Origin of the sequence: Aridibaculum aurantiacum (genome assembly GCF_017355875.1) — a bacterium.
Classification (GTDB): Bacteria; Bacteroidota; Bacteroidia; order Chitinophagales; family Chitinophagaceae; genus Segetibacter; species Segetibacter aurantiacus.
Genome location: NZ_JAFEWC010000004.1, coordinates 252,575 through 268,173, shown reverse-complemented (window position 1 = coordinate 268,173; position 15,599 = coordinate 252,575). Strand labels below are relative to the sequence as shown.

At 42.3% G+C, this 15,599-nt stretch carries 9 protein-coding genes; 2 read left to right on the top strand and 7 right to left on the bottom strand.

The genetic code is table 11. The features are described from left to right. The first annotated feature begins 65 nt into the window (after window positions 1-65). Entirely contained in the window at window positions 66-1,112 is a 1,047-nt protein-coding gene (locus J4N22_RS19430) for a Gfo/Idh/MocA family oxidoreductase (RefSeq protein ID WP_207497244.1), read from the top strand. Window positions 1,113-1,141: 29 nt separating this feature from the next. On the opposite strand, the gene J4N22_RS19425 is transcribed toward J4N22_RS19430, so the two are convergent. From J4N22_RS19425 to J4N22_RS19405, 5 genes are all read right to left on the bottom strand, one after another. After that, a complete protein-coding gene (locus J4N22_RS19425; RefSeq protein ID WP_207497243.1) occupies window positions 1,142-2,176 on the bottom strand; it encodes a LacI family DNA-binding transcriptional regulator in 1,035 nt (344 codons plus the stop codon). A 272-nt stretch (window positions 2,177-2,448) separates the two neighbouring features. Further along, window positions 2,449-3,669, bottom strand: coding sequence for a tetratricopeptide repeat protein (locus tag J4N22_RS19420; protein WP_207497242.1), 1,221 nt, complete (start codon window positions 3,667-3,669; stop codon window positions 2,449-2,451). 137 nt (window positions 3,670-3,806) lie between these two features. After that, window positions 3,807-6,071, bottom strand: a complete 2,265-nt coding sequence (locus J4N22_RS19415; protein ID WP_207497241.1) for a DUF4331 family protein — start codon at window positions 6,069-6,071, stop codon at window positions 3,807-3,809. Between the two features lie 20 nt (window positions 6,072-6,091). After that, a complete protein-coding gene (locus tag J4N22_RS19410) occupies window positions 6,092-7,849 on the bottom strand; it encodes a DUF4331 domain-containing protein (protein ID WP_207497240.1) in 1,758 nt (585 codons plus the stop codon). A 203-nt stretch (window positions 7,850-8,052) separates the two neighbouring features. Next, window positions 8,053-10,287 (bottom strand): TonB-dependent receptor, encoded by a 2,235-nt coding sequence (locus tag J4N22_RS19405; protein ID WP_207497239.1) that lies wholly within the window; start codon window positions 10,285-10,287, stop codon window positions 8,053-8,055. Between the two features lie 158 nt (window positions 10,288-10,445). Here J4N22_RS19405 and J4N22_RS19400 point away from each other — a divergent pair, with 158 nt between their 5' ends. Beyond that, window positions 10,446-11,243, top strand: coding sequence for a hypothetical protein (locus J4N22_RS19400; RefSeq protein ID WP_207497238.1), 798 nt, complete (start codon window positions 10,446-10,448; stop codon window positions 11,241-11,243). 1 nt (window position 11,244) lies between these two features. On the opposite strand, the gene J4N22_RS19395 is transcribed toward J4N22_RS19400, so the two are convergent. Both J4N22_RS19395 and J4N22_RS19390 read right to left on the bottom strand, forming a co-directional pair. Next, entirely contained in the window at window positions 11,245-11,742 is a 498-nt protein-coding gene (locus tag J4N22_RS19395) for a hypothetical protein (protein WP_207497237.1), read from the bottom strand. A gap of 37 nt (window positions 11,743-11,779) precedes the next feature. Beyond that, a complete protein-coding gene (locus tag J4N22_RS19390; protein WP_207497236.1) occupies window positions 11,780-15,535 on the bottom strand; it encodes a DEAD/DEAH box helicase in 3,756 nt (1,251 codons plus the stop codon). Window positions 15,536-15,599: the final 64 nt, after the last annotated feature.

Genomic DNA, 15,599 nt, shown 5'->3' with positions numbered 1-15,599 from the left:
ACAAGAACATGTAAATTTTTCAAAAGAAACCACTGACCTTCGCAGCTACTCATTATTTACGCATTATGCAATCACCTATTATCACCGCACTTTGCTCCTACGGCATGTCAGGAAAAGTATTTCACGCACCGCTACTGCACTACCACCAGGGGTTCCAACTTCATGGTGTTTATGAACGTAGTGCTGATAATGCGCGGCTGGATTATCTTGGTATTACTCGCTATACTTCGCTGGAGGATATGCTGGCAGACGAAGCCATAGAACTGGTAGTGGTAAATACGCCAAACAGCAGCCACTACGAGTACACAAAAAAGGCACTGCAGGCTAACAAACATGTGGTGGTGGAAAAACCATTTGTAGCTACTGTAGCACAAGCAAATGAAATTAATGAGCTAGCATTTGCCAACGGTAAAAAATTAGCTGTGTACCACAACAGGCGGTACGACAGTGATTTTTTGACTGTAAAAAAAATCATAGAAGAGAAACGTATTGGTGATGTAGTGGAAGCAGAATTCCACTTCGACAGGTTTAAGCAAGAAATAAGTCCAAAACAACACAAAGAAACGCCAGGCGATGCTACGGGTATTGTATACGATCTTGGTTCGCACATTATTGACCAGGCACTTTACTTGTTTGGTATGCCTGAAGCTGTGTTTGCTGATATATTCATCATGCGGCCCATTTCTAAAGTGGATGATTATTTTGAGATACTGCTGTATTACCCGGGTAAGCGCGTACGATTGAAAGGTGGTTACCAGGTAAAGCATCCTGTGCCTTCTTTCATTGTTCATGGTACATTGGGTAGTTTCTTAAAAGAAAGAGCAGATGTGCAGGAAGCCAATTTGCAAGCCGGCTTGTACAAAGGACCGGAAGGTTGGGGAGCAGAGCCTGCATCAGCTAAAGGCATACTAAATACAATAGCCGACGGTAAAGAAACACTGCAACAAGTGGAAACGCTCACTGGCAACTATACCTTGTTCTACGATAAAATCTTTGAAGCAATCAGGAATGATGCACCTGTACCTGTATCTGCCGAAGAGGGGAAAAATGTAATAGCCATCATTGAAGCGGCCTTCAAAAGCAGCAACGAAAGAAGAGTGATCACGCTTTAGTTTGTTAATTCAAATTGGAAAAGCTCGCTCTAGCTTTTCCTGCGTGTAGAGTCGCGGATGATCAGTTCTGTCTCCAGCACCTGGCGGTTGAAATCTTTTGTAGGCCGTTTGCTCTCTATCAGTTGAAGCAGCAGGTCGGTAGCTACTTCACCCATTTCAAAAGCCGGCTGGCGGATGATGGTAAGCGACGGGTTGAGCAATTCAGTTAGATCAGAATTTGAGAAACCTACCAGGCCCATCTCCTCTGGTATCCTGATCTTTTTAGTCTGCAAAACTTTTAAAGCACCCACGGTTATTTTATCACTAAGACCAACAATGGCATCGGGCTTCTGTTGCAGTTCCAAAAATTTGTTTACCCCTTTTTCTACCTCCAGGTGAAGATCAGCCGCAGGACTACAGCAATGCAGGTGTTCAGGATTTACCTGTAGTCCATTATCTGCAAGTGCTTTTTTATATCCTTCTATCCTATCCTGTGCAATGCTAAGATGTGCTGAATTGACCACGCAGGCTATTTGCCTGAACCCTTGTTGTACCAGGTGTTCGGTGGCTTTGTAAGCAGCTTTAAAATTGTCGATGATGACCTTGTGCGTGTTTAGCTCTTCATTGATGCGATCGAAGAAAACAATTGGTAAACCACGTGTATGAAGTTTTTGCAGGTGTTCCATGCTGTTGGTCTCAGCCGAAACAGATATCAATAATCCATCAATAGAACGGGAAGCGAGGTAATTAAGATCACTTACTTCGCGTATATACGATTCATGGCTTTGAGAAATAATAACGTTGTAGCCTTTGCTATAGGCAATAGACTCTATACCATTGATGGCTTGCGAGAAAAAGGAATTATTTATTTCGCAAACTATAACACCAATAGAACGGCTACGTTTTTCCTTTAAACTTAATGCAATAGGATTAGGCCGGTAATCTAACCGCTCCGCACATTCCAGCACTACCTTTTTTGTTTCGTTGCTTATCTCGTAGCTATCGCGCAATGCTCTTGAAACGGTGGAAGTTGATAACCCTAATTCTCTTGCTATGTCTTTAATTGTAACTGCTTCAAACTTCATCGGGAGGCAAGCATTGATTCAGAAAATAAAAATAGGTGTTTTAAAAATGAAAATGCTGATAAGTGTCACCTGGCATTAGCACTTGAAGCCAGTATGGTAGTTTTTAAGGATAGTTTATGATGAATGGGTGAAGGTGTTGTTGACAATAACTAATGAATAGATATTGATTGAATTGGCTTCAACACTGGAATGTTGCTCAAAAAAAATTCCCTGCCGAAAACGGCAAGGAATGAAACTTAACAGTGAGAAAATCGAAAAATTTATCTGCGTAACTATGATCTCAACCCGTTGATCATCTCTGCCCTGGCAACCAGTTCAGGATCTTTAGAACCTGTGCGGCGGGCAACTTTAATCAGCTCTTTAGATCTCTTCAGGTCATTCTCCTTGAAAGCGATCCAAGCCAATTCTTTGTTCACATCTATATTGTTTGGGCGCAGTGCATACTCATTCATCACATGCTTTTTCGCAAGATCAAGCTTGTTCATTTTTACATAAAGCTTTGCAAGGTCCAGGTCTACAAGGTGACCTGAAGCTGCATCCTCTTCCAGCATCTCTTTTACTTTTGCATAGCTTGCTTCTGCTTTACCTGTTTCACCTTTTAGTACGTATATATCTCCCATTTGCTCGTAAAAAGAATATTCAGGCATAACGGCAGCAGCTTCATTAAGCAACTGCAACGCTTTGTCGTAATTCTTTTTCTTCTCTTCTATTTTGGCAAGGCCTGCAGTTGCAAATGCATAGCTTGGGCGCATCTCCAAAATCTTTTGATATTCCACTTCAGCCTTTTCCAGTTGGTTGGCATTTACGTATAATTCAGCCAGTGTTTTCATGCTCCAGCACTGCGGCTCAGAACCTGGCAAACCTGCCTGGCTGGCCAAACGCATAGCATCTATAGCGCCTTCTGTATCGCCAAAAATCTCGCGCAGGTACGATGCTCTTGAATAAGATTCTAAAGAAGGTTTCAAAGCCTGCATTTTATCAGAAGCATTAATGGCCTCTTCATAATTACCAAGCTCCACATTAGCGTCGACCAATATGCCATATACATATGCTTCATTTGGGTTGATGGCTTTGGCGCGGTTAGCCAGTGCCAATGCTTCTTTAAACTTATGCTGCGACAATTTCACTGACGCCTTTAGCACCAGTGCCTCGTAACTATTGGCATCAAGCGCAATCACATCGTCCAATATTTTATCAATGGCCGGATAGTAGTAAGGATGCTCACCTGTGATGCGCGCTTCAGTGATATAGATAGTTGCGATCTGCAGGCGCGGCTTTATGTTGGTAGGATCTGATGCTATCTTCTGCCTAAGCTCTGCAACTTTTTCTTTAGTCCTGGGCCATTCTACAGCCTTGGCCAGTTCACCTTGTCTTTCAAAAAGAGCAGGAATAGAAGTTTCAGTTTCTGATGTGCCCGCCGTTACTACTGGCGAAGATTGACATGCTATAAAAGTGATAGCAACAATAAATAGAAGGAGTAATGTTATACGCATAAACAAGGTTTTAGTATGAGCAGATGGTTGTAACACCTGATGTACGCTTTCAATTTGAAAAAGGTTTTATATAAAAAAAATAACCGGTCATTTTCAGACCGGTTATATATAACAACTACCCAACTCTGAAAGAAAACTTATTGCTTTATGATCTTTCTAGTTTCTATTCTTACGCCGTTGCTTTCGGCTACTATCATATAAGCTCCGCGAGGCAATCCTGTTAAGTTCACTTCTACCGAACCGTTCATTAGTTTTCTCGACATCAGCAGTTTGCCATTTTCATCCAGTATATGAATGTTCATGTTGTTCTGCGATGCAAAAACTCTTATAACATCAGTAGCAGGATTAGGTGAAATAGTAAGCAAGTTTTTGCCGCTAAACCTAATTGCACGAATAGCAGAATATGTGAACCTGCCATCTTTATCTACTTGCTTCAGCCTGTAGTAATTTACTTTATCGCGAGCAGGATTTGTGTGCAGGTGAGAGTACTGGTTGGTTGTTCCAGCCATTGCATTCACTCTGCCTATCTGCTTGTATGACCTGCCATCCAGGCTTTGTTCTACGTGGTAGTATTCATTGTTTATCTCGTTGTTTACCTGCCAGCGTAGCATCACATCTTCTTGTTGTTTCTCAGCAGTAAAGTTTACAAAGTTCACCGGCAGTGGATTGTCACCCTGGTACGATGCGCCTACGAAACCTCTCCATGGACCCTGAACAAAAGGAAAGGCTGCTTTCAATGTTGTATCGTTTTGTGTAACGCCTGCATTAAAAGCTAACGTGCTTCCTAACTGGGGAGTAACTGGGCTAGCATTAGGATCATTTACATTGTAGTCGTCATACCATAAGCCGATGGCTGCAAGTACAACGCCGCCTACTGCCTGCAATTCAATGGTAGTTACATCATCTTCTAATCTTCTTCCATTAGGAAAACCATCCATGTTTGGTATGTTCTGTATTGCCATGGTCTGGTTGAAACGATTGTCTGTTAATCCTAACACAGCAGCTTTAACTAAACCAAGTGAGCTAAAGTCAGGACTGTTCCTTGGTGTTGCAGGCACCGCCATATTCAGGCGTAGCATATCACCAAAGGTTGGAAGGAAGTTGTTGATGAAAGGCTTACCCTCAGCCAGTGGATTACCTCTTGGCTTTCCTGTTGCTAGTTGGTACGGCCTTAGGTTAGGAACGCCAGTAGTAAATATGGGTAAAATATCTACTGCTCTTGGGCTCATGCTATCGGGTAAAAGGAAATTACCGAAAGCAGCATCGTCAAGTGCTGTACCCTGTACCGCTGTAGATCCTTTCAATGGGAACAATCCTTTCTTGCCATTTCTAAAGTCAAACTGGCCAAGCGAATTTGTTTGAATACGCAATTGGGCCAATCCCGGAACAGCAGTTCCAAATTGCGAGTCATCCATGTACAAAGCAAGCTCAGGGTTTTTCATGAACTTATGGAACTGGCTGTCGTTCCTGGTCGTGTTCGCATTGAACTTGTCCTTCTGACCAATAGGAATAACAACCTCGTTGGTAAGTGGCATACCAAGGCGCGAAACCTGTACCCAATTTCCAGATGTTGTTCCATTCCCACCAGTAGAGTCAAAGGTGTAGATCTGTGGGCGACTTGCACTTGCAAATACACCTATGATAAACCTGTCATCAAGAATATTAGTAGCTGCCGTTACAGGTAGATTATCTTTCTGCAACGTTGAAATAGGAACTTCAATAACCAGGGAATGACAGTTGAACTTTGCCAACCCATCTCTACCTGGCTGCCTGAAGTTTCCAAGATCAAAAGCGCCACCAAGATCTACGAAAAATGGATCATCAATAGGACCGGCAAATACTTTTTCGCCGGTTGTTGCCATTTTAATTGCACGCTGCATCAGCGAGTCATAATTAGGTGCACCCAATCCAACGGTTGCATTTTCTATAGAACGCGGACCAATATTTGGCGGAGGAACGATTCCATTTGTTATGATCGGGAGAAAGCTGGCTCCACCGTCGATGCTGCGTTCAAGCGTATAAGAGGTCTTCCAATTCTCCTTACCCAATCTTATTCTAAAGAAGGTAGAAGAATCTTGATTAACCTGTGAAAATGTAAATCTATATATGATGTCTGACCCTGCCGTATTTGCATTGTTATCTACATGTATTTCGTACCTAATGTTTTCTCCGAAGGTGTACCAATTAGGTCCACCGGCAGGATGCTCAAAAGGAATGTAATTGGCGATCAGAATGATCTTGCTGGAGTCGGTCGGACTTCTAAATGCGTAGAGGTCTGTATTATCGGCCAGCGGATCAGTTGATATCAATGGCGCCTCGCGGTGCGAAGAAGCCATTACCGTGGTTTGTGTTACAAGTAAACAAACCAAAGCGGCTGCTATGTGAGTTATAATTTTTTTCATAAAAAGCTTATTTGATTTGTTTAGAACCTTTCTTTCCTTGTGTAATCGAAGCCTCTCCATGGCGTTTGCACATAAGGGAAGCTTGCGCGGAATGTTGTGTCATTTTTAGTTGGCCCTGCAGTAAATGAAAGTACTTTTCCTAACTGCGGCGTTACAGGACTACCGGTTCCATTATAGTCGTCGTACCACAAACCAATGGCAGCAAGCACCACACCCGATACAGCCTGCATTTCTATGGTGGTTACGTCATCTTCCAGCCTGCGCCCGTTAGGAAAACCATCCATATTAGGAATGAATTGTAACGAAGCATTTTGATTGAAACGACTGTCTGTAAGACCAAGCACTGCAGCTTTTACCAAACCCAGTGAACTGAAGTCTGGATCGTTACGTGGTGTAACGGGTACTGCCATATTCAGCCGTAACATGTCACCAAAAGTTGGAAGAAAATTGTTGATGAAGGGCTTACCTGCAGCTAAAGGATCACCACCTTTACCCGTAGCTAATTGGTAAGGACGAAGGTTAGGAACACCTGTTTTGAAAATGGGAAGCAGGTCAACTGCACGTGGGCTCATGCTATCAGGCAGCAGGTAACCACCGAAAGCATTTTCAGCAAGTGCAGTATTTTGAACAGCAGTAGAACCCTTTAAAGGAAACAATCCTTTTTTACCGTTTCTGAAATCAAACATGCCAAGAGAGTTCTTTTGGATACGCAGGTTATACCATGCCGGAACAGCCTGGCCAAACTGCGAATCATCCATGTAAAGAGCGAGCTCTGGATTCTTCAGGTATTTATCAAACAATGAATCTTTAGGCGAGTTGCTGCTTATGGTATTCCACTTGTTCTTATCACCAATAGGTATAACCACTTCGTTGGTCAATGGCATGCCCAGGCGCGATACCTGTACCCAATCACCGGTGTAGTTTCTTGAAGTATCCTGCAGTGTGCGTATTTGCTGGCGACTGGCACTTGCCCAAATACCCACCACAAAATCACCATCTAAAATGCTGGTGGCTTGCGAAGTGTTCTTGCCATCTTTCTGCAACATGCTGATTGGAACTTTGATAGCTATTGTGTGCACATTGAACCTAGCCAAACCATCTTTAGGCGGGTTGGTCATATTGCCTTCGGGCCTGAAGTTGCCTACATCGAATGCACCCGCAAGATCTACAAAGAAAGGATCGTCTACAGGACCACAATAGGCTCTTTCGCCAGTAGTAGCCACATTGTTGTTGATGGCATTCTGCATGATGGCTGCATAGCTCATTCCCAATCCTATACCTGCACTGTCAATAGAACGAGGCCCAATGTTATAAGGAGGAACAATGCCATTGGTAAGAATGGTTGTGAAACTCATTCCGCCATTGGTGCTCTTTTCCAGCGTAAAACGTTGCTTCAGGTTTTCCTTGCCCAGTCGAATATTGAAGAACGTCGTAGTGTCTTCATTGAATAGCGAAAAAGTAAACCTGTAAGTGATGTCATCACCTACGGTAGTTGTTCGGTTTTTAATGTGTATTTCATAGCGGATGTTTTTGCCAAAGTCATAATAATTAGGTCCTCCCTCTGGCAATTGGAAAGGAATAAAATTGGCTATGATAGTAACAGTGTTTGTATCATCAGGACTTCTGAATGCATACACATCTGTATTATCAGCCAATGGATCGTTAGATATTAATGGCGCTTCGCGATGCGAAGAGGCAAATACCTGGAACGACAACAAAATGAATGTAAAGCTTAGGCAGAGCTTCCATCCATTTAGGAGTACAATTTTTTTTCTCATAAATGATGTTTTAGAAAATGATAAATGTGTTATCAATACCACCGCTGACATACGGCACATCAACGGCAATAGTTTTAAAATGTTAAAACAGGATTAAAGTATTTTTAAATGGAAGGGGATTAGGAAACTAATTGGCAATACTTGCCCTAAGCATTCAATAATGCTGAATTTAATTAACTACGTATACCATTCTGAACCTGCTGTTACAGCATAATAGCTAATTTAATCTTTGCAAAAAATGGTGTTCCCGGTGTAAAGTGTAATTCGGATATAGCTGATGGTTCATTCATCAACCGGGATTCTGTGTCAAACTGTGCTTCGTTCCAAGAGGCATTTAAAACATTTTCTACTGCCAATCCAACTTCATATTTCCTGTGCGTATAATTAATTATTCCATCCAGTAAAGAATATCCTTTTGCTATAACAGTATTTGTTTCGTTAGCTGCTCTATCTTTTATATATCGGTAGCGTATACTTCCATTCCAGCCTGTTTTGTTTGCGTAAGTAATTCCGCCGGTGCTGGTAAATGTTGGTGCCAGTGGAATTTTATCTTCACCTTTTTCTTCATCAATCAATCGAGCACCCGCTATATTAATATTAGCATCAGCAAATAAATATTTTGTCATTTGATACCTGCCAGAAAGATCTAACCCAACACGTCGAGATCTTCCACTGGGCTCTATAATTCCTTCATCTCCTACATATACAAATTCCTGCTGCAGAAATAAATACCAAACGGCAGCATTTAATACGAGCTTTTTATTTGGGTGAAAATTAAATCCTAGATCAGCACCATAAGCAGGTGGCAGTATTTGCCTTCCCTGGTTGGCTACTACTACTCTTGTATCATTTGAATGAAATCCTTTTCCTGCTTTTACAAAAGCTTGAAACTTTTTATTGAATGTATATTGAACATTTATTTTAGGACTGACAATAGATTTGTTTTGTGGTGCATCAGCATTTGCTGATAATTTATCCAGGTAATTAAAATGCAGGTAATCTAGCCGTGAACCAATATTCACCAGCCATTGATTGTACTGTATTTTTTGATCAATGAATATGGCGGCATTACTTTCTGTTATATCTCCCAGTTTTGCATGTTCTAAAAAGCTCCTTTGACGTGTATAAGATAATTCGGTATCGTAGGTTTTATCGTAACGAATAGAAGCTCCAACAGTTGTTTTTAATTTTGTATTTCCAATGGTAAATGGAATATGATATTTTGTATTGAAGCCAATTATATCACGCTCATCACTTTGCTTTATTTGGTCGCCATTTATACTGTCGCGTAAGAAAAATGTGAAATTGGAATACAGCTGGAAATAATAACGAGAATAATATAACTGGCTCTCTATGCTATTCCCATTTTTTAGAAAAGAGGATAATTGAACACTTGCATTGTAGCGACCAGTGATGCCCCCTTCTGTATTATCTATTGCACCAAAACGATCAATTATTTTTTGATCTATTGCACGCTGCGGCACCTGCCCCGATGCATCCCATTTACTACTGAAGGCAGAAGCTAAAAAAGTAAGTTTTGTATTAGTTGAGATGTGCTCAATATATTTCCCGAACAAATTAAATCGGTTGAAATTCTGGCCAGATTGAAATGGCCCGTCAAAGTGCATAAATTCTGATGCAACAAAGGCTGATCGCTTTGCATTTTCTTTTGGTAAAATATTTACCATTGCCAATGCACGTAAATGATTGAACTGTCCACCTTCTACCTGGAAGCGGTTATTCTCCAACTGATCAATTGTTTGGAATGAAACATATCCTGCCGTATTAAGATTTCCATGTTCGGTATAATAAGGGCCTTTACCATAATCAATTGTTTTCACTAATTCCGGTATCAGGAAGTGCAGGTCTGCATATCCTTGTCCATGACCATGGGAAACCATATTCACAGGTAGCCCATCAACGGAAACCTGCACATCGGTTCCATGATCAATGTCGAAGCCTCTTAAAAAAATTTGCTCAGCTTTGCCACCACCAGCATGTTGCGCTATAAATAAACCGGGTACCGTTCGAAGCAATTCCTGCGAGGAACGCACCGGCCGAATATTGAGGTCCACCTTAGAAATGGTGTGGAAGTATTTGTAATTAATATCGCTGCTAAGTATTACATCTTCCAGTTGATAAACACCTTTTGCAAGCGAAACTTTATTATCTCCTTGCGCCGTAGCTGTATATTCAGCAGGCACATAGCCAATATGCGTTATGATCAATGTAGCCGAAGCAGATGGTGTCACTAGTTTAAAGTTTCCACCTCTATCTGTCATGCAAGAATAGCCTGCATCTTTTACTGTTACAAGGGCTCCTTCTGCAGGCTCATTAGGTGCCAGCCACACTTGCCCGTTTATCACATTCTGTGCTTTTAATGCACCCGTGAACAGGAGTGATAATAGAATAAAAAATGTAGTGTAGCATTTGGCCATAGTAGCAGTGGTTTGAACTAACTACGACGGCACCAGGATAATAGTTTTAAGATGTTAAAGAAAATTAAAATGCTAAAGCAGTACGTTTACGTCCTGTTTCACCTTCTGAACATTAACCTAGAAATGCTGTTTATCTTTTATTCTTATTACTATAGCTTATGTACAACAACAAGATCAATTACCGGCTGCTGGCAATACTGAATTGTATTGCTTTTGCCTTTGTGGTCCTCATGAATATTGTAGCGGTAAAACTGCCGCTTAATAATAAAACCACAGGTGAACTTGCCGACCAGTATCCAAACCTGTTCACGCCTGCAGGTTTCACTTTCTCTATCTGGAGTGTGATCTATACTTTCTTGCTGGGGTTTATAATTTACCAAGCTATTGTTCTTTTTAAAAACAAAGGAGCCACAGAAAAGATAGTTGCCATTTCACCTTATTTCATTCTGAATTGCATGGCAAATGGTGCATGGTTATTTGCATGGCATTATGAAATAGTTGGCTTGTCGGTAATGATTATGTTTATCATGTTGAGCACTTTGATCGTTATTCACCACAAGCTGGACCTGGCACTACCGTGGCGGCCGCTGCAGCAAAAGCTATGGCTCGATCTTCCTTTCAGCCTATACCTTGGCTGGATAAGTATAGCCACCATTGCCAATGTCACTACTTTATTTGTTGATAATAATATTCAACCACTTGGTATCAGCAGCCCAATGTGGACCATGATCATGATTGGTGTAGGCGCACTCCTGGCGCTGGTGATGATTTTGAAAAGTAAGAATTATGCTTATGCACTGGTGGTATGCTGGGCGTTTTATGGAATAATAGCTAAAAGGAATGAAGCAGGTAACGCGGGTAGCGAAGACATAGTGGCTGTGGCAATTGCATGTATAGCTATACTACTGGTAGCCATCATCATTAAAGCAGTTTCTTCTTCTTTGAAAAGATCGTGATTTACTTCGTTAGCTTGGCTGCTACTGCTTGCTTTAGTTGCTCTAATGTTTTGTAGCCATTTACCTCTTGTGCACTTACCAGCACCTGTGTGCGCTGTCCATCACTTACCAGGATAGCAGGCAAGGCAAAGTCTGTAGGTAAATAGTTCCGGTTGAAGTAGTCTTTGTGCATCTCTTTCTTCTTTAAGCCGGTGCTGTCCAAGAACGTTTTCCAATCATCTTTCATGGCAAACGTTCCGAAGGTTATATAGCAGAGATTGCAGGGATATGAAGCAGGAAAAAATTCTTTATTGATGAAATCAGCTATGGACGGATAGATGCCTCCGTAAGCATTGTACACTAGAATGATTTCTGTAGCTGACGAAACAGGGAAAGTGGCTGCAGGGAGAACCTGTTGTTTTGGCTTTGCTTCCGGCTGCAGATAGCGAACAGCATCAGCGACCGCCGCTACCAATATCACTCCTGCAATGCTGGTCCAAACTATTCTATTCCTCTTCATCCTAAACTTGCTACCAAAGCTGCGCCATCGCTATGCTTTAGCTAAACAAGTATTCAAGATCTTCCCTCGTAAGGTTCTTCACAAAGCCTGCATCATCGGTAATGAGGTCGGCAGCGAGTGCACGTTTACGTTCCTGCAGTGCAAGTATTTTATCTTCCACTGTGTCGCGGCATATCATGCGGTATGCAAAAATGTTTTTCGTTTGCCCTATACGGTGTGTACGGTCTATCGCCTGTTGCTCTACAGCCGGGTTCCACCAAGGATCTACAATGTATACATAGTCGGCAGCAGTAAGGTTCAAACCCACACCACCAGCTTTCAATGAAATAAGGAACACTCTGCAGGTGTCATCATTCTGGAAACTTTGAATAGCCTTCTCTCTGTCAGGTGCAGAAGTGCTACCATCAAAATACTCATACTTCACTCCCAGCTCATCCAGCTTCTCTCTTATCAGTGCCAGCATTCCCAGGAATTGGGAAAACACCAGCGCCTTGTGATTGCTGATATTTTCCGTTATCTCTCTCACCAGCTCATCCAGCTTAATAGAAACATTAGGGAACTTCTCTTCATCTTTCATTATAGCAGGACTATCGCAGATTTGGCGCAGCTTCATCAGACCTTGCAAGATGGTCAATTGTGAACGCTGGATACCTTGAGCATCTACTACGCCCAATATTTTATCCCTGAACTCATTTCTATACGCATCGTAGATCTTCCTTTGTTCCACTCCCATTTCACAAAACAGGATCATCTCGGTCTTATCCGGAAGATCTTTTGCCACCTGCTCTTTTGTTCTGCGAAGAATAAAAGGATACAACAGCTTGCGCAAATGTTCCTTTTGCTCCTGCTCGCCAAACTTATCAATTGGAACAGCAAATTCCTGTTTGAAGAATTCCATCGTGCCGAGCATGCCCGGGTTCAGGAAGTTCATTTGAGCGAATATGTCAAAAGTATTATTCTGCAAAGGCGTACCACTAAGGCACAGCCTGCTCTTTGCTTTCAACAAGCTTGCGGCCTTTGTTACCTTACTCGAAGGATTTTTAATTGCCTGGCTTTCATCCAATACGACATAATCAAATTCAGGTTCAACAAACGATTTGATATCGCTACGCAAAGTGCCATAGGTAGTAATGATAACGTCAAATTCGTTTTGCGTAACCAGTTGCTTGGACCGCGCACCACCATGATGTATATAATGTGTAAGCGTAGGCGTGAACTTCTTGATCTCGTTTTCCCAGTTGTACATAAGCGTGGTAGGGCAAACTACCAGCGCACGCAGGCTTCCATTGCTATGCTTCAGGTGGTGCAGGAACGATAGCGCCTGGATGGTTTTACCAAGACCCATATCGTCTGCAAGTATGCCTCCCCATTTTACCTCGTTCAGGTAGTTGAGCCACTGGAAGCCGCTTTCCTGGTAAGGGCGCAATATTGGCTTCAGGTGCTTCGGTGCATCTATGGCTTCAATATTTTTAAACTCCTTTAGCCTGTCGTAACGCTCTTCCAGCTGGAAGAAAAGTTCTTCTTCATTCCGGTTCTCGTATAGTTCTTCTATCACGCTGAAGTGGTAGCGGCTCAGCTTCATCTTTTCGCTTTTGCCCTCACCTACCCTAAACAGCAGCGAGTATTTCTTTATCCACTCTTCAGGTAAAATACCTAACGAACCATCCTGCAGCTGAACGAACTGCTGCTTATTGGCCAGCGCCTTCTTTACATCGGCCACTGTTATTTTCTGGTCGCCAAAATAGATCTCCACCTTAGCATCAAACCAGTCAGTATGCGAACTGATGTAGATCTTTGTTGATGGCTTCGAAGTATTGAAACGGAAATTCTTTAGTGCATCGAACCCAAAAACCGGAACTTCCATATCCTTCATTGCATCCACAAAAAGGAAGAACCAGTTGTTGCGAAGAACATCGGCACCTTTTAGCACCAGGCTGCCAGAGTCGTCGGGGCGAATGAACTGCGAGTGCAGGTTTTCTATCTTCTTAATGAAAGCCTCTTCCTCTTCTACGTTTCGCTGTATCACCAGCAGCTTGTCCTGCTGTGGCAAAATGATCTTGTCTTTGTCGTTGGGTTTTACTTCGTAGCCCTTGTACACAAACACAGGCTGAAACACGAGATAGTCACCTTTTTCTTTCAGCATCAGCCTTACCTCAGGCTTTATATCTTTTACATCTTCACGCTTCACGTTGTTGAAGTGCACATTGTACTCCTTCGCCAGTGGCAGAATGTAATCGTTCAATTGTTTACCCCAATCCTCTGCTTTTATAATCATACTTCCTGAGCGAAGGAACTTTTCGGCCACCAGTATATCTTCTGGTTGCTTGTACAGGTAAAAGGTATCGTCGTGCACAAAGAACAATGGTGAAATAGTTTCATTTTCAGAAACGGAAACCTCCAGGTGGTTCAGCTTTACCGAACAAGCCACCTCGTATTGGCCATTGGTAAAGTTTATGTTGAACTGTAAAATAGCTGGCTCATCACTCAGCACCACCTTTTGCAGGTTTGCTGTAGTAAATGTCTTCTTTGCAGGTAAGCGGAAAGTAAAATCCTTGCTGGCGTCGGTAAATATCTTCTTGTAACGTGGATGCAGGTATTCGTTTATCAGGCTACGGGTTTCCTCCGGCAGCTCATCATTATGCTGCTGTATAATATTATCCCAGATACCGCTGAAAGGCGAATTGCGGTTGAGGTACCGGTTCAGCTCTGCAGGTTGCATTTTACGTAGCTGCTGCACGAGCAGTTTATCATCTTCATCAAAAACTTCTGTATTTACAAAACGCGCCAGCTCTATCTTTTCTACTTTACTGGAGTAAGCATTTCTTTCCTCATCTGTTTCGCCTTGTACAGCTTCCACTTGTATGAGCGGGTACTCTTCACTTTCTATGAATACCAACCCAAGCTTCATGGCAGCTGCCTTTTCTTTTTCTTCGGCAATTGCTACATCGGGTAAGGCTTCGGGTACAGGCTCAGGTTTTGGACGAAGACCTACAGCAGGAGAAATTCGTTTGATGCTGGAATCAAGTACACGCAGAAAAGGTTTTCCTTCTTTATACGCGAATTCAAATTTTCCTTTCAGATCGTCTTGAAGCGAATAACCATACGCTTCCAGCAGCTTGTTTTTTTCTTTGTCCCAGTTGCGAATGCTATCAAAATAGTTGACCCCGAACCTGGTCACCAGTTGTATAAGCACAATGGCTTTATGTACACAAAGCGGGTGTTTATCATCGCTCTGGCAGGTACAGCTGGTATCAAAATTCCTTTCTTCATTTTTTTGAAGCAGAACAAAATGATGCTCATTTTCAAAATCCAATTCAGCTTTTACACGTTCATCTTTTGCCTCTACTATGGTAGCCGAGTTGTTGCGTAAATATTCTTCGGCAGTAATGTACGACTGTGGTGAAGCAAGCAACCTGATCATCTTCATGTCGAGCTGCTTCATTTTTACAACCGTGTGCCTCTGGTTGTAAATGATGTCTTTTTCGCCCAGCATATTCCTGTCAAGCAGCTCTTGCAGCTGGAAAAGGGCCGCAGCTTCATGCCGGCAGATCTCGCCAAGATTGTATGGGCAACTGCAGCGCAGTGAAACATTGGAGGCATCTTTAAACTTCAGCACATTCACCCTGTAAAAAGTGGAATAGCTGTCATCCTTCACCCTGAAGTTTACGGCACCCATCAGGTCATCATAATCCACCATCTCCACATAACCTAATGCATGGATCTTTTTACCCCTACGAATTACTTCATCGGTGCCATTGTTATAAATATGCTTTATCAGGTGCGGTAACGCCATAATTATTATCAGGTTGTGCTAGAGTGACAGGCCATAGATAACGCTGCCAATCATCAAAAAATTA